The organism is Hymenobacter antarcticus (genome assembly GCF_039539545.1).
Taxonomy (GTDB): Bacteria; Bacteroidota; Bacteroidia; order Cytophagales; family Hymenobacteraceae; genus Hymenobacter; species Hymenobacter antarcticus.
This window is the reverse complement of record NZ_BAABDI010000029.1, coordinates 1-17,180: the sequence shown is the minus strand read 5'-3', so window position 1 is coordinate 17,180 and position 17,180 is coordinate 1. Positions and strand designations below refer to the sequence as shown.

The 17,180-nt window shown below is 59.9% G+C and carries 13 protein-coding genes and 2 tRNA genes; 9 read left to right on the top strand and 6 right to left on the bottom strand.

Annotation, left to right across the window (positions count from 1 at the left end; genetic code table 11):
• Positions 1–3: 3 nt before the first annotated feature.
• Positions 4–3,426 carry a transcription-repair coupling factor gene (gene mfd / locus ABD819_RS17065; RefSeq protein WP_345126221.1) on the bottom strand — a complete coding sequence of 1,141 codons (3,423 nt, stop codon included), beginning with the start codon at positions 3,424–3,426 and terminating at the stop codon, positions 4–6.
• Between the two features lie 222 nt (positions 3,427–3,648).
• On the opposite strand from mfd, the gene ABD819_RS17060 reads away from it, so the two are divergent.
• Positions 3,649–4,386, top strand: coding sequence for a metal-dependent hydrolase (locus ABD819_RS17060; RefSeq protein WP_345126218.1), 738 nt, complete (start codon positions 3,649–3,651; stop codon positions 4,384–4,386).
• Positions 4,387–4,772: 386 nt separating this feature from the next.
• On the top strand, positions 4,773–5,774 hold the full coding sequence (locus tag ABD819_RS17055; protein ID WP_345126215.1) for an NYN domain-containing protein: 1,002 nt from the start codon (positions 4,773–4,775) through the stop codon (positions 5,772–5,774).
• 98 nt (positions 5,775–5,872) lie between these two features.
• Here the strand turns inward: ABD819_RS17055 and ABD819_RS17050 are convergent, their stop codons facing one another.
• Positions 5,873–6,364, bottom strand: a complete 492-nt coding sequence (locus ABD819_RS17050) for a PaaI family thioesterase (protein ID WP_345126213.1) — start codon at positions 6,362–6,364, stop codon at positions 5,873–5,875.
• A gap of 132 nt (positions 6,365–6,496) precedes the next feature.
• Here ABD819_RS17050 and ABD819_RS17045 point away from each other — a divergent pair, with 132 nt between their 5' ends.
• On the top strand, positions 6,497–6,802 hold the full coding sequence (locus ABD819_RS17045) for an Mpo1-like protein (protein WP_345126212.1): 306 nt from the start codon (positions 6,497–6,499) through the stop codon (positions 6,800–6,802).
• Here the strand turns inward: ABD819_RS17045 and ABD819_RS17040 are convergent.
• Positions 6,799–7,257 (bottom strand): GNAT family N-acetyltransferase, encoded by a 459-nt coding sequence (locus tag ABD819_RS17040; RefSeq protein WP_345126210.1) that lies wholly within the window; start codon positions 7,255–7,257, stop codon positions 6,799–6,801. The two genes, ABD819_RS17045 and ABD819_RS17040, sit on opposite strands and share 4 nt — an antisense overlap.
• A 108-nt stretch (positions 7,258–7,365) precedes the next feature.
• On the opposite strand from ABD819_RS17040, the gene ABD819_RS17035 reads away from it, so the two are divergent.
• Together ABD819_RS17035 and ABD819_RS17030 are read left to right on the top strand one after the other, a co-directional pair.
• A complete protein-coding gene (locus ABD819_RS17035; protein WP_345126207.1) occupies positions 7,366–7,857 on the top strand; it encodes a YajQ family cyclic di-GMP-binding protein in 492 nt (163 codons plus the stop codon).
• Between the two features lie 107 nt (positions 7,858–7,964).
• Complete coding sequence (locus tag ABD819_RS17030; protein WP_345126206.1) at positions 7,965–8,738, top strand: TerC family protein; 774 nt, start codon at positions 7,965–7,967, stop codon at positions 8,736–8,738.
• 201 nt (positions 8,739–8,939) lie between these two features.
• On the opposite strand, the gene ABD819_RS17025 is transcribed toward ABD819_RS17030, so the two are convergent.
• The 3 genes from ABD819_RS17025 to ABD819_RS17015 all read right to left on the bottom strand — a co-directional run bounded on the left by ABD819_RS17025 (position 8,940) and on the right by ABD819_RS17015 (position 13,007).
• A complete protein-coding gene (locus ABD819_RS17025) occupies positions 8,940–9,365 on the bottom strand; it encodes a hypothetical protein (RefSeq protein ID WP_345126204.1) in 426 nt (141 codons plus the stop codon).
• Between the two features lie 134 nt (positions 9,366–9,499).
• Positions 9,500–12,322, bottom strand: coding sequence for a M36 family metallopeptidase (locus ABD819_RS17020; protein ID WP_345126203.1), 2,823 nt, complete (start codon positions 12,320–12,322; stop codon positions 9,500–9,502).
• A 151-nt stretch (positions 12,323–12,473) separates the two neighbouring features.
• The gene (locus tag ABD819_RS17015; RefSeq protein WP_345126201.1) at positions 12,474–13,007 is read right to left on the bottom strand and encodes an RNA methyltransferase; all 534 of its coding nucleotides are present in this window, start codon (positions 13,005–13,007) and stop codon (positions 12,474–12,476) included.
• 231 nt (positions 13,008–13,238) lie between these two features.
• Here ABD819_RS17015 and mutS point away from each other — a divergent pair, with 231 nt between their 5' ends.
• The 4 genes from mutS (at position 13,239) to ABD819_RS16995 (ending at position 16,752) form a co-directional block, all read left to right on the top strand.
• Entirely contained in the window at positions 13,239–15,929 is a 2,691-nt protein-coding gene (mutS, locus tag ABD819_RS17010; RefSeq protein ID WP_345126284.1) for a DNA mismatch repair protein MutS, read from the top strand.
• A gap of 131 nt (positions 15,930–16,060) precedes the next feature.
• Positions 16,061–16,136 (top strand) — tRNA-Gly (locus ABD819_RS17005).
• A gap of 53 nt (positions 16,137–16,189) precedes the next feature.
• Positions 16,190–16,684 carry an HNH endonuclease signature motif containing protein gene (locus ABD819_RS17000; RefSeq protein WP_345126200.1) on the top strand — a complete coding sequence of 165 codons (495 nt, stop codon included), beginning with the start codon at positions 16,190–16,192 and terminating at the stop codon, positions 16,682–16,684.
• A tRNA-Leu gene (locus ABD819_RS16995) sits at positions 16,670–16,752 on the top strand. Before ABD819_RS17000 ends, ABD819_RS16995 begins: the two co-directional genes overlap by 15 nt.
• The last annotated feature ends 428 nt before the right edge of the window (positions 16,753–17,180 follow it).

Genomic DNA, 17,180 nt, shown 5'->3' with positions numbered 1-17,180 from the left:
AAGTTAGACGGTTACCGCTTCCTCGCTGCCCAACTCGCTCAGCACGCGCTTGGCCTGTTGAATGGAGCGCACCTCTTCAAACGTCACAATCAGCTGGTCTTTCTTCTCCTTCAGGCTGGCCGTGCGGGCGTGCGTCTGCACGTAGTTGAGAATGGTGCCGAACTGCTCCCCCTGAAAGTAAGCTTTGTGGTCGTCATCGGCGGGTAAAAAGCCCTTCAGCGTGTCGCGCTTGAGCGTGATTTTAGTGAAGCCCACGGCGCAGGCCTGCCAGCGCAGCCGCACGATGTCGGCCAGCTGCTCCACCTCGGGCGGCAGCGGGCCAAACCGGTCCACCATGCTGGCCAGCAGCTTGCGCAGCTCCTCGGGCTTTTGGGCGCGGTCGAGCTTGGCGTAGAGCTGCAGCCGTTCCGAGACGTTGCTCACGTACTTCTCGGGGATGAGCACCTGCTGGTCGGTTTCTACATTGCACTCCTGGCTGCGGCCCGCGCCGGCCGCCAACTGCAGCCGCTGCTGGCTGTTGGCATCGCCCATAAACAGGTCGCGGAATTCGGTTTCCTTCAATTCCGTCACCGCCTCGTCCAGAATCTGGTGGTAGGTTTCGTAGCCCAGGTCGTTGATAAAGCCGCTTTGCTCGCCGCCCAGCAAATTGCCCGCGCCGCGAATATCCAAATCGCGCATGGCCACGTTGAAGCCCGCCCCCAGGTCCGAAAATTCCTCCAGCGTACTCAGGCGCTTGCGGGCATCGGCGGGCAATTGCGCCACCGGCGGCGTGAGTAAGTAGCAGTACGCCTTGCGGTTGGAGCGGCCCACGCGGCCCCGCATCTGGTGCAAATCCGAAAGCCCGGCTAAGTGGGCGCGGTTGATAATGATGGTGTTGGCGTTGGGAATATCCAGGCCGCTTTCGATGATGTTGGTCGAAACCAGCACGTCGTATTCGCCCTCCACAAACTTCATCATGCGCTTTTCCAGCATCTCGCCGTCCATCTGCCCGTGGGCGTAGGTGATTTTCGCATCCGGCACGAGGCGCAGAATCGTGCTCGCCATTTCCTCGATGTCCTTCACGCGGTTGTGCACGAAAAACACCTGCCCGCCGCGCTTCAACTCCCGCGCCACCGCGTCCCGAATCAGGATTTCATCATACACGTGCAGCTCCGTGCTCACCGGCTGGCGGTTGGGCGGCGGCGTGGCAATCACGCTCAAATCGCGGGCCCCCATCAGCGAGAAGTGCAGCGTGCGCGGAATGGGCGTGGCCGAGAGCGTGAGCGTGTCCACGTTTACCTTCAGCTCTTTCAATTTATCCTTGGTCTTGACCCCGAATTTCTGCTCTTCGTCAATAATCAGGATGCCCAAGTCCTTGAATTTGATATCCTTATTGGTCAGCCGGTGCGTGCCAATCAGAATGTCGGTTTTGCCCTCGGCCACGCGCTGCAGGGTTTCCTTAATCTGCTTGGTCGACTTGAATCGGTTGATGTATTCCACCGTCACCGGCAGCGTAGCCAGCCGGTCGCGGAAGGTCTTGTAGTGCTGCATCGCCAGAATGGTGGTGGGCACCAGCACGGCCGCCTGCTTGCCATCGACCACCGCCTTAAATGCCGCCCGAATGGCAATTTCCGTCTTGCCGAAGCCCACGTCGCCGCAAATCAGCCGGTCCATCGGGTGGGGCTGCTGCATGTCGTTTTTCACGTCCTCGGTAGCCTTGGCCTGGTCGGGCGTGTCCTCGTAGATAAAGCTCGATTCCAACTCCGCCTGCAAAAATCCATCAATGGAAAACGCGAAGCCCGGCGCGGTTTTGCGCTTGGCATACAGCCGAATCAGGTCGGCCGCAATGTCCTTCACCTTCTTCTTAACCGACTTTTTCTTGTTCTCCCACTCCGGCGAGCCCAGCTTGCTCATCGTGGGCGGCGAGCCTTCCGCGCCGCTGTACTTGGCAATCTTGTGCAGCGAGTGAATGCTGACCGTCAGCAAGTCATCATCCCGATAAACCAGCCGAATAGCCTCCTGAATCTGCCCGTTTATGTCTACCTGTGTCAGCCCCGCAAACCGTGCAATGCCGTAGTCTTGGTGCGTGACATAATCACCGGGTTGCAGCGTTTTTAATTCGCGCAAAGTCAGCGCTTTTTTCTTCGAGAATTTCCGCGCCTCCTGCGCCCGGTAATACCGCTCAAATAATTGGTGGTCGGTGTAAACGGCCAGCTCAAGCTGCTCATCAATAAAGCCTTCGCGCAGCGCCAGCAGCAAATGCTGGAATTGCACGTTGTTATCTAATTCATCAAATATCGTCCGCAACCGGTCGGCCTGGCGCACGGTGTCAGCCGTAATTATCGTGGTGAAATTGCGCAGCTGATTCTCCTTCAAATTCTTCACCATTCGCTCGAATTCCTTGTTGAAACTCGGCTGCGGCTTGGCGGTAAATTGAAAGGTGTCGGCGGTTTTGAAATGAAACCGCTTGCCGAATTCCACCACCGCGAATTCATCGAGCAGCTTCTTGAAACTCTTGCCCGATTCGAACAAATCACCCGGCTTGCTCACGATTTGCATGCCGCCGGCCTCGCTCAGCATCTGCTGGAAGTTGGCTTCCGCTTTCTCGTATAATTCCGTCACCACGTCCAGCGTCTGGCGCACGTCCTTGGCCCAGATACAGGCCGTGCGGGGCAGAAAATCGAAGAAAGCTTCCCGCGTTTCCGTCAGCATCTTGGTCTGCACATTGGGAATAATGCTGATGCTGGGCCGGGCTTCCACCGACAGTTGCGTCTCCGGATTAAACGTCCGAATGCTCTCTATTTCATCCCCAAATAACTCCAAACGAAACGGCAATTCATTGGCGTAGCTGAACACGTCCACAATGCCGCCGCGCACCGCGTACTGGCCGGCCTCGTACACAAAATCCGTTTTTTCAAAATCGTATTCACCCAGCAATTCGCCCAGGAAATTCACGTCTAATTTGTCGCCGACTTTCGCATTAAAGGTATTCTTCACCAGGCTCTGCCGGTTGATTACCTTTTCCGTGAGTGCCTCCGGATACGTCACGATAAACACGCTGCTGGCGGTGCTACTGGCGGCCCGCGTCGTGTTGATGCGGTTCAGCGCCTCGGCGCGCATCAGCACGTTGGCGTTTTCCGTCTCATCAAACTGGTAAGGCCGCTTGTAGGAGCTGGGGAACAGCAGCACCTCCGGCCCCTCCGGCAGCAGGTGCTGCAAATCGGACAGGAAGTACGAAGCCTCTTCCTTGTCGTGCATAATAAACACGTGCGGGTATTGGGCATTCGCCGCGGCCGCGGCCACTACGGCATCCTGGCTGCCCACCAGGCCGCGCAGGTGCAGCCGCAGGCCGCTGGGAATGGGCTTGCTGGCTTCGCGCAGGCGCGAGGCCAGCACCTGCAGCTCAGGAGAAAGGCGATAAAGGCGAAGGAAATCAGCTACTTGCACGAATAAATCAGGCTAGGACGGGGCAAATGAAGTAGCCCGGCCGGATGATTCTCCGGTCGGGCAGCGGGGTAAATACACCGCAATGGTAACGAAGGTTTCCGGGGTGGCCGTAGCTTCGCGGGCCAATTAGCTGTCAGTTGTTCGTTGTCAGTTGTTGGGTCTCTACCGGCCAGCAGAATGAACTGACAACTGATAACGAACAACTGACAACTACTAACACGCATGCGCGGCTCTTCTCACCTGGCCATTGGCCTCATTACCGGCGTGGCCGTGGCCGGACTGGTGCCGGGCATCCCGTTTTCACTGGCGGGCATTGCCCTGGCCGGTTTTTCCAGCCTCGCGCCCGACCTTGACCACCCCGACAGCCGCCTGAGCAAGCGCCTGGGCTTCACCCAAAACTACGTGCGCTGGGCCTTCGCCGCCGGGGCCCTGGCCCTGGCCGCCTACGCCTACCTGCAGCTGGGGCCCGGCTCCGAGCAGCGGCTGTACTACACCGGCGCGCTGGCGTTTGGGCTCATTGGCGTGAGCATGCAGGGCGGCTCGGCGCGCAAGCTGGCGCTGCTCTTCACGGGGCTGGGCACGGTGGTGGCGGGGCTCTACACCGAGCAGCTGTGGTTGAGCCTGCTGGGCACGTTCGTGGCCATGGCCCCCTTCACCACCCACCGCTCCCTCACGCACACCATCTGGGCCACGGTGCTGTGGACCTACATCGGCTACCTGGCCGACCAGCACCTGGGCTGGCGCGGCGTAGCCCTGTACGCCGGCGCGGGCTACGTGTCGCACCTCGTGGCCGATACCCTTACCAAGTCCGGCGTGAGGTGGTTCCTGCCGCTGCCTTTCAGCTTTAAAATCCCGCTTATCAGCACTGGCTCAGCTACCGGCAACCTGCTCGAAGTCGGGATTTGTATCGGCTACGGGCTGCTGGTGTTGGGCCTGGTGGTCGGCAATATGAGGTTTTAAACAACCTGCCGGGGAAGTTGCGCCAGCAGGCGGGCCTGGCGTGGGGATTACTGTTGCATAAGTCAGCTAAGACCACTAGCTTCGCAGCAGATATGCCGGTTTATTAGGCAAGTGTTGGTATTGATTCGTGCTATTATTCTGCGTTGTCAACCGACCCACCCGTCTGGTATTCGATAAATCTTAATTAACTGACTCCTAAGCCGGATTTGCTACGCACCTAGCGCAGCCTCCGCTTACCGATAATCTCCGGTCTGTTTCCGTTTGCGCGGCTTGCGGCAAGAATACTTGCGCCGCCGGCTTTGTGCTGTTTCTACCCATTTTTACCATAAACTTTCCCACCCGAAACACTTTTCTAATCTTTACTTAACTCGATTACCATGAACCAGATGAACAGCCCCTTAATTCGGGTTGGTGTCTTTTATGACGGCAACTATTTTTTAAAAATTAGCGACTATTATTATTTCCAGCACGAGCGCAAGGCCCGCATCAGCCTGGAGGGACTGCATGAGTACATTCGCCACCAAGTGGCTGAAGAAGAGGATGTAGATGTGCGCCTGGCGCAAATCACCGATGCGCATTTTTTCCGGGGCCGTCTTTCGGCCACCGAAGCCCGCGACAAGGACCGCCTGTTCCATGACCGCCTGCTCGACGATATTCTGATGAACCTGGGCGTGCAAACCCATTACATGGCCCTGAAAACCCGCGACGGCCGCCTGCAGGAAAAAGGCATCGACGTGTGGCTCTCCCTCGAAGCCCTGGAGCTGGCCCTGCACAAAACCCTCGACGTGGTGGTGCTCATCGCCGGCGACTCCGACTATGTGCCCCTCATCCGCAAGCTCAACACGGTGGGCACCCGCGTGATGCTGCTGAACTGGGATTTCAAATACGAAGATTTCAAGGGCGAAACCCGCGTTACGCGCGCCTCGCAGCAGCTGCTGGAGCAAGTGACCTACCCGGTGGCCATGCACGACGTGATTGACCGCGGCCTGCAGGCCCAGGACGAAGTAGTGGAAGCCCTGTTTGTGAACCAGATGGAGCCCGCTGCGTTTGCGCCCAGCTCGGCCGCCGCGCCCAAGCTGGCCCGCCCCACCGGCCCCACCGCCGCCGGCCCCGTGGGCACATTGGGCATGAGCACCATCAAAAACTTGAAAAACGGCTTTGGCTTCGTGGTAATGCCGCCCAACAACCTGTTCTTCAGCTATGCCGACCTCACCGAAGGCGACTTTAACGACCTGCGCGAAGGCGACTGGGTGGAGTTCACGGTGGGCCGCAACCACCGCGACGAAGACTGCGCCCGCAACGTGCGCAAAGTAGCCGCTCCCCAGCTAGGCGAAGGCGAGGACGAGTACGAAACCGTGAGCGCGCTTTCAGCCACGGCGGAATTGTAGAGAGTTAAGAGTTAAAAGTTAGGAGTTAAGAGTTGAAAGGGCTGCCTGCTGAGTAGGGCGGTTTTCTCAACTCTTAACTCCTAACTTTTAACTCTTTTTCACTGTATCATCAGCTTCGCAAAGTCGCGCTTGTTGGCCGGGTAGCGGTTGAAGGTGCCCAGGCCGCGGGCCACGGCAACATCGGGCTGGCCCTCGGCCACGCGGTAGACTACGCAGCTGCTCACCACCAGCGTGTTGCCGGTGTGGTCCACTATGCCTTTCGCCACCAGCGCATCGTGCAGGTGCACGGCGTGGAGGAAATTCATCTTGAACTCGACGGTGGACACGAATTCCTGGTGCACGAAGGCCAGCGACAGGGCGGCGGCCCCTAGGGTGGCGTCCATCAGGCCGGCCAGCACGCCGCCGTGGCAGGTATTGGGGGAGGAGAGGTGCTCTTCGCGGATGCTCATGCGGTACTCGGCCTCGCCGGGCATGGGCACCGTGAGAGTCATGCCGTTGGTGCGGCCGTAGTGGTTCATCGTATTGTAGGCGGCCACCATGGTGGCGAATCCGGCCTCAGCGGCGGCGGTAGGGGGAGAAGTTTTGGACACGGGTGGAAAGAAGCTGAAGCTGGAAAACGAGATTTGCGGCGGCAAGTTTGAGGAAAATTCTGTTTCATTTGCCAAAGCAGGGTGGGCGGCTGGGCTGTACTGCCCGGTCGTTCCGCCTTTTTCGTCGCTGCCATGTCTGCTTTGCCGCTCACCTTCGCCGAATTTTACCCCCGCTACCTGCGCGAGCACAGCCGGCGCGGCACCCGAATCCTGCATTTTGTGGGCACTACGCTGTTTTTGGTGAGTGTGGTGCTGGTGGCTAGCACCGGACATTGGGGCTGGCTGGCGGCGGGCGTGGTAGCGGCCTACGGCTTTGCCTGGGTAGGCCACTTTTTTATGGAGCACAACCGCCCGGCCACGTTCCAGCACCCGTGGTTTTCGCTGCTCGGCGATTTTCGGCTGTACACCGACCTGTGGCGGGGCCGCGAAAAATTCTAAAGCGCCTTCCGCATCAGAAAGTGCGGCAGCACGCCAAACAGCGTGTGCGACGGCTCCACTACCGCGTAGCCGTGCCGCTCATAAAATGCTACGGCCGTTTCGCGGGCGTGCAGCACGATTTCGGCCAGGCCCACTGTCCGGGCCTGCGCTTCGAGATACTTCAGTACCTGGCTGCCCAGCCCTCGCCCGGCCGCTGCCGGTGCCACTGCCATGAAGCGCACCTGGCCCTGCCGGCCCGTCAGCCGCTGGAGCATGCCCACGGCCAGCGCGGCGGGCGCGGCCGGGCCGGTAGCCAGCAGTAGGGCATGAACGGTGTCGGGCTCGTCATCGGCCGGGGTGCGCTCCGAGCCGACGGGTTGCTGCCAGGGCTGGCGCAGCACGGCGTAGCGCAAGGCGTAGTAGGCGGCCCATTCGGCGGGCGTGCGGGGCGGGACGATGGAAGCAGGCGCGAGCATGGGCAGGAACAAAGCGGGAGGATGAAGCAATTGCGGCCGGTTCGGGTTGTTACCTTTACACTCCGGCTCCGGCCGAATCTTTCTTCTCAAAATTACGCCCCATCCGCCATGGCATCCTTCGACATCGTGAGCAAAGTAGACCCGCAAACCCTGGAAAACGCGGTGAATACGGCCCAAAAAGAACTTCAAACCCGCTACGACCTGCGCGACACCAAAGGCGGCATTGAACTCAATAAAAAGGAAAATACCATCCTGCTCTCGTCCGAAAACTCGATGCGCGTGAAGGCGCTCGAAGATATTCTGCTCGGCCGCGTGGTGAAGCAGGGCATCGACGGCACCAGCCTGGATTTCTCGGCCGACGAGCAGCCCAGTGGCAACCTGATAAAGAAAACCATCAAGGTGCGCGCCGGGGTAGACAAGGAGTTCGGTCGCAAAATCATCAAGGCCATCAAAGATGCCAAGGTGAAGGTGGAGGCCCAGATGCAGGACGACCAGGTGCGCGTGACGGCCAAGAAAATCGATGATTTGCAGGCCGCCATCGCCGTGCTGCGCCAGTCCGATATCGGCCTGCCCCTACAGTTCGTAAACATGAAAAGCTAGAAAATGTGAAAATGTGATGATGTGATGATGTGAAAATTAATCAACTCACTTGATTTTTCACATCACTCACATTTCCACATCTCTCACATCTCCACATTTAATAATTTATGTACGATTTTTCGGCCTTTACCCATCCGGCTACCTGGATAAGCCTGCTGACCCTCACGTTTATGGAAATCGTGCTGGGTATTGACAACATCATCTTCATTTCCATCATCGTCAACCGGCTGGCCAAGGAGCGGCAGGCGCGCGGCCGCACCATCGGGCTGCTGCTGGCCCTGCTGTTTCGCATCGGCCTGCTGCTAAGTATTTCCTGGATTGTGAGCCTGCGCACGCCGCTGTTCACTATCAATATCCCTTCCTTTGTAAGCAATTTCGGCGTGACCGGGCGCGACCTGATTCTGCTGGCGGGCGGCTTGTTCCTGATGTACAAGAGCACCACCGAAATTCATACCAAGCTGCAGGGCGACGAAGAGGAAGAAGGCGGCAGCGGTGCCGGTGCCTCCATGATGAGCGTGATTCTGCAAATCATCGTCATCGACATCGTCTTCAGCTTCGACTCCATTCTGACCGCCGTGGGCCTCGTCGACAACGTGCTGGTGATGATTGCGGCCGTGATTTTTGCCATGGGCATCATGCTGGCTTTCAGTGGGATAATAGCTAATTTTGTGAACAACAACCCCACCATCAAGATGCTGGCCCTGTCCTTCCTCATCATGATTGGCTTTATGCTGGTGATGGAGGCCGCCCACAAGGAAGTGGAAAAAGGCTACCTCTACTTTGCCATGGCCTTCTCGCTGACGGTGGAAGTTCTGAACCTGCGCCTGCGCAAGAAGTCCAAGAGCAAGCCGGTGCATTTGCGCGACTCGCAGTACGACTAAACTACAGTGTAAGGTGATTCCGGAAAAGCTCTCCCCACAGCCGATGGAATCAACAGAATGACAAAGCCCCACCGGACACACCCATTATAACGGGCGTGCGCGGTGGGGCTTTGTGGTTATTTGCACTGGCCTGACTACCGATATGTCGCCCTACCGGGTACGACCCCGCTGGGGCTAAAACTCGGTAGTCCGCAACTTGAGTTAACAGCTTGATAGCTCCACCACCCAACCGGTTTGGTCGAGCACGCGGCGCTGGGCCAGCTCCAGGATGCGGCGGTTTAGCTCGGGGCGGTGCTGGCGGTAGAAGGCGTGTTCTTCGGAAGTGAACAGGCCGGCTATCAGGCCCAGCAACGTGTAGCGCAGCTTGGTATTGCGGGCCAGTAGCTCGGCCAGCTGCCGCTGCTGGTCAACGGGGCTGGCTTTGGCCAGGGCGATGTGGTGGTCGAGTACGAAATCGGCCACGGTGGTCAGTAGCAGGGTATTTTGCAGCTTCAGCACCGGGCGCAGCGTGGTGTGCAGGAAGCCGCCCACGGTGGCCGGCACGTCGGCGGGCTCGGGCTCCGTCTCGATGTGAGGACGCAGAGCCAGCAAGGCGGGGTCGGGGCGGGAATCAGAAACGGAAGGCATTGGCATAATAGAAGGAACGGAGAAACAGCAGCCGGTATCGCCGGCCCGTTAGCAACAAAAAAAGGGTGCCCGACGATTGGTCGGACACCCTTTTTTATTGGTCGCACCGTGGCTCAGGGCCACGGCTCGGCCGGTTAGTGCTTCACCTGCACTTTGGTGGTGAAGGTGCCTTCGCTGGTGTTCACCCGCACAACGTAGAGGCCTTCGGCCAGGTTGCTGGTGTTCACCGTGAGGCCGCGCTGCAGGTCGCCTACGGGGGCGGTGGTAGTCGTCACGACCTGACCAATCAGGTTTACGAGGCTCACGCGCACCGCTGATTTGCTGGGCAATTGAGCCTGAATGGTCAGCACGTTCTGCGTGGGGTTGGGATAGGCATCCACCAGGCTGCCATTGATGGCGCTGGCGCTCTGCGTGCCGAGCGGGGTTACGCGCGGGTCGAGGACGGGCGTGGGCAGCGTGCCGGGGGGCATATTGAAGGCCGCCACAATACCGTCGGTAGTAGGCAAGCCATTGGTGCGGATACCTCCTACTGCGCTGAAGCCCATGCCCCGACGGGCAAACATCGTCCAGAGGACCGCGGAGTTGGCCGCGCCGTTGAGCAGCGAGTCAGCCCGCAGAATGGCATCGCGACCGTCGAGGAAGCTGGGGTTGCACACCTGCAGCTTGCAGCCTTCCAGCACCAGTCTCAGGAAGCGGTTGTTGCCACCGGTGCGGCCCAGCAGGTCGGTGTTGTAGCCGTAGCGGTAGATGAACTGCCAGTTCAAATCCCAGAGGGTGGCGGCCCATACTTCCCCAATGGCGTGGGTCTGGCGATAGTTGGTAGTGCCGATTACGCTGTAGCTGTGGTTGTTAACCGCCATGTCATCGGTGTATTGCTTGATGCGGATGCCACGGCCGGCAGTGGGTTGCCCCGAGGCATAGGTGCCAATGCCACGCGGAGCACGGCCCACGTCGCTGGGGCGGGTAGTCATCCACAGACCAAAAAAGTCGCCCCAGCCTTCGCCCATGCTTTGCGTGGCGGTGGTGCCATCGGAGGCAACGTTGCAGCTCGAGTTGCCAGGGCCGCCGCTGAGGCGGGTATGGATGCCGTGCCCGAATTCGTGCGCGATGATGCCGTTGTCAACCGAGCCGTCGAAGTCCTCACCGACCGGGGCCGTGGCGCAGCCTACTACCGGCGTGCCGGCCTGCAGAGCCTGGCGGATGCGGGCTCCATCTACGCCGGAGATGAAGATGGAAGGGATGCGGATGCCCACGGTATCGGTACCCCCAATGTTGAGGACGGCGGTGCCGGTGGCCAGCGAGTCGACGATGATGGCCATGATGGCCCCGTTTTGCTGGGCCCGGCGGATTTTGCCGGCAAACGAGCTGTTGGTCTGCTGGCCCACGGGAAGCTGAGCGCAGCCGCCGCGCATAATCAGCGCGATTTTACCGCTCACGGCCGCCGCGTTCACGTACGGAGTGGCGCAGCCGTGCACGCCGCCGTTGCCCGATACGCCGTCGTTCACGGCGACCACGGTGCCGCACAGGCCCTGTGGAAACCTCGTCAGGCTGCGGCCAAAGCCAGCAGTGCCAATGGTGTACACCCCTGCCAAACCTGCCGGCGACGAAATGGTGAAGGTGGGCCGGACGGGGTTATCAAACAGATACATCTGCATGCGGCCGGACTGGCCGTCGACCGGGGTCGACATGTTGGCGTTGTTGCGGCCGCTGCCGTCCTGAGATTCGGCGCGCACGAAGTCGCCGCCCAGGCCCTGCGTGCCCGTGTTGCGGTACTGGAAGTTGCCCGATGCCTCGTCGAACCCCTTGCTCATCATCACGTCATGGAGCATGTTGTTCCAGTAGAACAGGTTGGTGATGGCGGCCGATGAGCTGGCTTTGGGGCCTGCCGGCTGGCTGAAGGGAAAGTCGAAATCGAGCGCGGCAGTACCGTCGGGCGAGTTGGTGTTGGACAAAAGGTTGCCGTTGCCGCTCGCGGTGCTGGGGCTGTCGTCGTAGGCGGCCACGTTGTTGCCGCGGGTCAGGAACACGCCCGAGCCAATACGGCTGTAGCTGGTCGGGAACGTGCCGGCGGGGGCGCGGGCATCGCTCACCTGCCAGCCGTAGGGCGAATAAGCGGTGCTGATGCTGCTGAAAGGCACCGCGGTACGGTTGCCGAAGGTTGGGGCCTCAACGGGCACTGGAAATACCGTCAGGCTGTTGGGCGTGGCCAGTGTGCCGCGGTTGGCCGCAGTGGGATTGGGAGCAGTGGCGGCAGTAACGGCCGTACGATTACCCAGGGCGCGGGCCGTGAGCTGCTGGAAGCTGATTTCCTCGCTTATGACGTAGTCCGACTTATCGAGTAGCAGGCCGGTGTGGGCATCCACGCGGGCTGCCCAATGGTGCTGCTCGTCGAGCTGGGCAATGGTTACGTCCCACACCAGCTTCAGCCGGCCGTTCACGGGCAGATACATCAGGCGCACGGGAATGTCATATTCCGAAATGCCAGCATTGTTGAACAGCAGGCCATCGCCGGGGCGCGCATCGCGCACCAGGGTGATGCCCACCGGGCGGGGCAGCTTCAGGCCGATAGCAGCGGCCGCAATAGCCTGCTCGGCCGTGAGGGTGGGAGCAGCCGAGGGAGCCAGCCGGGCGGCATCAGCCACGAAGCCCTGGTGCATAAGCACGGGCTTGCCGGTGCGGTCGGTGTGCACGTCGCCCACGGCACCGTACACGTCCAGGCCATTCACGCGCTGGCGCAGGTAGCTGTGGGTCAGGCCGGTAGCCTGGTCGAGGTACGAGCTGGTGACCGACAGATTGGCCGCGTCGCTCTCGCGCAGGCCCTGCCGCTGGCTCTGGGTAGCGAAGTAGGTGAGGGCCTGCGTTGAAGGCGTCCCCGACTGGGCCAATGCGCCGAGCGGGCCTGCCAGAGCCAGGACCAGCAATGCACCAGCTCGCGGTTGGGTAAAGGAAAATTTCATTCAGCGATGTAAAAATGGTTGATAAAAAAGTCGTGGGAATAGGCGCTATTGGAAGCCAATAGCTTGCACCACCAAATTTAATATAATCTTTTGGCTCCCACATCCCGAAGACCCTTTTTAGTGCAAAAAAATTTCACAATCGATTGTTATTCTACACCACCTCCAGCTTCACCAGCGCATCCCAGAGCACCACGCCGGCCGCCACGCCCACATTCAGCGAGTGCTTGGTGCCGAATTGCGGGATTTCCACGGCCAGGTCGCACAGCGCCAGCACGGCATCGTCCACGCCGAATACTTCGTTGCCGAGCACCAGCGCCAGCGGCCGGCCGGGCGCGGGCCGGAACTGCGGCAGCGGTACGCTGCCCGTGGTTTGCTCCACTGCTACCACTTGGTAGCCAGCGGCCTTGAGGGCAGCCACGGCGGCCACGGTTTCGGCGGCGTATTCCCAGGCCATGGATTCCTCGCTGCCGAGGGCGGTTTTGGTGATTTCGCGGTGCGGCGGGCGCGGCGTGATGCCGCAGAGCCAGATTTTTTCCAGCGCGAAAGCATCGGCCGTGCGGAAGATGGCGCCCACGTTGTGCATGCTGCGCACGTTGTCGAGCACCAAAACCACGGGGCTTTTGGGCGTACTTTTGAAGTCGTCTACCGAGGCCCGATTCAGCTCGGCCATTGTGAGTTTTCGCATCGGGCAAAGGTACCCGTAGGAACGCGCCACGGCGCGTTCGGCGTTTACACGATGCTCGGGCTACGCTTAAAAAAACCCGGCGGCGGCCCTGATTATTTCAACGATTGAACGCGCCGTGGCGCGTTCCTACCACCTTTTGCTTTGGCTGCACCCAAAAAAGAATTCGTCATCAAATCCGTTGGCCCCGACCACTTCACCGTGCCTATCCCGGCCGTGACCGAAACGCCGCTGATGAAGCAGTACTACCAGCTCAAGCAGCAGCATCCGGGCGCGGTGCTGCTGTTCCGGGTGGGCGATTTTTACGAGACCTTTGGCGAGGATGCCGTCACGGCCAGCCGCATTCTCGACATCACGCTCACCAAGCGCGGGGCGGGCAGCAGCAGCGAAGTGGCCCTGGCCGGCTTCCCGCACCACTCGCTCGATAACTACCTGCCCAAGCTGGTGCGCGCCGGCCAGCGCGTGGCCATCTGCGACCAGCTCGAAAACCCCAAGGAGGCCAAGGGTCTGGTCAAGCGCGGCATCACCGAGCTCATCACGCCCGGCGTGAGCATGCACGACAACGTGCTCGAACGCCGCTCGAACAACTACCTCGCCGCCATTCACTTTGGCAAAACCGAAGCCGGGATTTCCTTCCTCGATATCAGCACCGGCGAGTTTCTGGCCGCCCAGGGCACGCTCGATTACCTGGGTAAGCTGCTCCAGAATTTCAGTCCCGCCGAAATCCTGTTCTGCAAGAAAAGCCGGGGCGAGTTCGAGCAGACTTTCGGCCCGGACTATTGCACCTACGCGCTCGATGAGTGGGTTTTCGGGGCCGACTACGCCCATGACATCCTCACCCGCCACTTCCGCACCACCTCGCTCAAGGGTTTTGGGGTCGATAACCTCAAGGAAGGCGTGATTGCGGCCGGGTGCATCATGCACTACCTGGCCGAAACCAAGCACACCGATATCCAGCACATTGCCAGCCTCGGCCGCCTGGAGGAGGATAAGTACGTGTGGCTCGACCGCTTCACCGTACGCAACCTGGAGCTGGTGCACGCCCAGCACCCCGGCGGCGTGCCCCTCATCGACGTGCTCGACCAGACCCTCACGCCCATGGGGGCCCGCCTGCTGCGCAAGTGGATAGTGCTGCCCCTGAAGGAAGTAAGCCAGATTCAGCGCCGCCTGGATACGGTGGCTGCTTTGGTTGCCGATGAGGAATTACTGGCCGACCTCACCCAGCACCTGCGCCAGATTAATGACCTGGAGCGCCTGATTTCCAAAGTAGCCGTGCGCCGTGTGAATCCGCGTGAGCTGCTGCAGCTGGCCCGCGCCCTGGAGGCCGTGGCGCCCATGCGCGAGCGGCTGGCCGCGTCCGGCGTGAAAGCGCTGGTGAAACTGGCCGACCAGCTCAACCCCTGCGCCACCCTGCGCCAGGAAATCTTCGCCAAAATAAAGCCCGACGCGCCCATCCTCACCAACCAGGGCGGCGTGCTGCACGGCGGCATCGACACCGAACTCGACGAGTTGCGCGCCCTGGCCTTTTCGGGCAAAGACTACCTCTTGCAGCTGCAAATGCGCGAGCAGCGCAATACCGGTATTTCGTCGCTGAAAGTGGCTTACAACCGGGTATTTGGTTACTATCTGGAAGTCACCAACTCCCACAAAGACAAAGTGCCCGCCGAATGGATTCGCAAGCAAACGCTGGTGAACGCCGAGCGCTACGTGACCGAGGAGCTGAAAACCTACGAGGAGAAAATCCTAAATGCCGAGGAAAAGCTCTTTGTGATTGAGCAGCGCATCTACAACGACCTGGTGCTGGCCGCGCTCGATTTCGTGCCCCAGATTCAGCAGAATGCCCGCGCCATTGGCGTGATGGACTGTCTGGCCAGCTTTGCCCTCACCGCCCGGCAGCAGCGCTACGTGCAGCCCGTGGTGAACGACGGCACGGTGCTCGACATCCGCGCCGGCCGCCACCCGGTTATCGAACGCCAGCTGCCGCCCGGCGAAAGCTACATTCCCAACGACATCTGCCTCGACCAGAACGACCAGCAGATTGTGGTGATAACCGGCCCCAACATGGCCGGTAAATCGGCCCTGCTGCGCCAGACGGCCCTCATCGTGCTGCTGGCTCAGATTGGCTCGTTCGTGCCCGCCGACGCGGCCACCGTGGGCATCATCGACAAGATTTTTACCCGCGTGGGTGCTTCCGACAACCTGAGCAAGGGCGAAAGCACCTTCATGGTGGAGATGACTGAAACCGCCTCCATTCTGAACAATCTCTCGGACAGGAGCCTGGTGCTGATGGACGAAATTGGGCGCGGCACCAGCACGTATGATGGCATCAGTATCGCCTGGGCCATCGTGGAGCACCTGCACAATAACCCCAAAGCCAAGGCCAAAACCCTGTTTGCCACGCACTACCACGAGCTGAACCAGCTGGCCGACGACTGCCCCCGCGTCCGCAACTACAACGTAGCCGTGAAGGAGGCCGATGGCCGCATCCTCTTCCTGCGCAAGCTGCAGCCCGGCGGCTCCGAGCACAGCTTTGGCATCCACGTGGCGCGGCTGGCCGGCATGCCTACCAGCGTGGTGCTCCGCGCCAACGAAATCATGCACCACCTCGAAGTAGAGCGCGCCAGCGCCGGGGCCGAAGACAGCGTGCCGACGGAATTCGACGACGTGCTGGCCGGCCTGCCCGCCGAAAAAGCACCCACGCCTACTCCCAATTCACTCACTCACTCAGTTACTCATTCGCCCAAGCCCCGCGCCACCGCCGCCGTGGCCACGGCCCCGCGCGCCCAGCTTAGCATCTTCGAGCCCAGCGACCCGGCCCTGGAGCGCATCCGTGAGCTGCTCCAGCACCTCGACGTGAACACGCTCACGCCCATCGAAGCGCTGATGAAGCTGAACGAATTGAAGCTGACATTAGGGAAAGATTAACTTTTTGGGCCTGAAAATGAAGCAGAAAGGCCTCTGGAATCAAAATTTCCACACCTGCTACTTGCTTCCCCAAAAAATCACCTTACCTTTGTCGCACCATTCAGCACAACGAAAATTGTTCTGAACCTCCTGCGAGAGTAGCTCAGTTGGTAGAGCGCGACCTTGCCAAGGTCGAGGTCGCGAGTTCGAACCTCGTCTCCCGCTCCAAAATAAAAAAAACGCTGTCTTCGGGCAGCGTTTTTTGTTTACCCTCTTTCCTGATGGCGGCCAAGCGAAAGTGTCTGAGCACCGATGACGAATTTCGGGCCGCGGTGGCCGGGAGCCTGTCGGTCCGGCAGGTGCTGGGCCGCATCGGGCTGGTGCCGGCTGGGGGCAACTACAAAACGGTGCATAGCCGCATTGCCCGGCTGGGCTTGGATACGAGCCATTTCACGGGGGCGGCCTGGAACGTGGGACCGCGCTTCCGCATGTTAGGTCAGCCATTTTCCTGGGAGGGAATTTTAATCGAGAATTCGCTTTACACGTCTTCCAGCCGGTTGCGTAACCGGCTGATTGAATATGGACTTAAAGCGGGTAAGTGCGAGCGTTGTGGGTTGGCTGAATGGCAAGATGAGCCTATTCCATTAGAGCTTCACCACACCAACGGCATCAATAATGACCATCGACTTGCTAACTTGCAGTTACTTTGCCCCAACTGCCATGCACTAACCGATAATTACCGGGGCAAGAATCAAAGCCGCGCCAGAGTGGTGTAACCGGTAGCCACGCAGCACTTAAAATGCTGTTTCCTAAGGAAGTACGGGTTCGAGTCCCGTCTCTGGTACAAAAGAGCCTCATTTGCAGTATGCAAATGAGGCTCTTTATTTGTAGGGTACCGCATCGAGGATGAGGGCGTACAAGTTGACGGCCCGCGAGCTGCTAGTCGACAGGAGCCGGAGGTGTGCTTTGTGGATGTATGCATCAGGCATTTAGAGCGGTTCCCAGGTCCAGGTATGGGGAGCAGAAGCCTTTAGCTTGGTGTCGCAGGGCAGCGCTTTTTTGGCAACCGAGGGAGAAAAATCAGAAATTTCCGGCATCTGTAGAAGGCGATAGGGTGCAGGACTACCAGGCTTGTTTGCCGAGTTTGTCGGGGCCGGAAATAGGTTGACAGCTTTCCCAAAAGATGTCATGAAAACTGAGTTTGAGCCGCGTGTGCGGCGTAGTCAGCGCGACTACAGTTTGCCCTTTAAATTGGCCGTGGTGGGTGAAGTC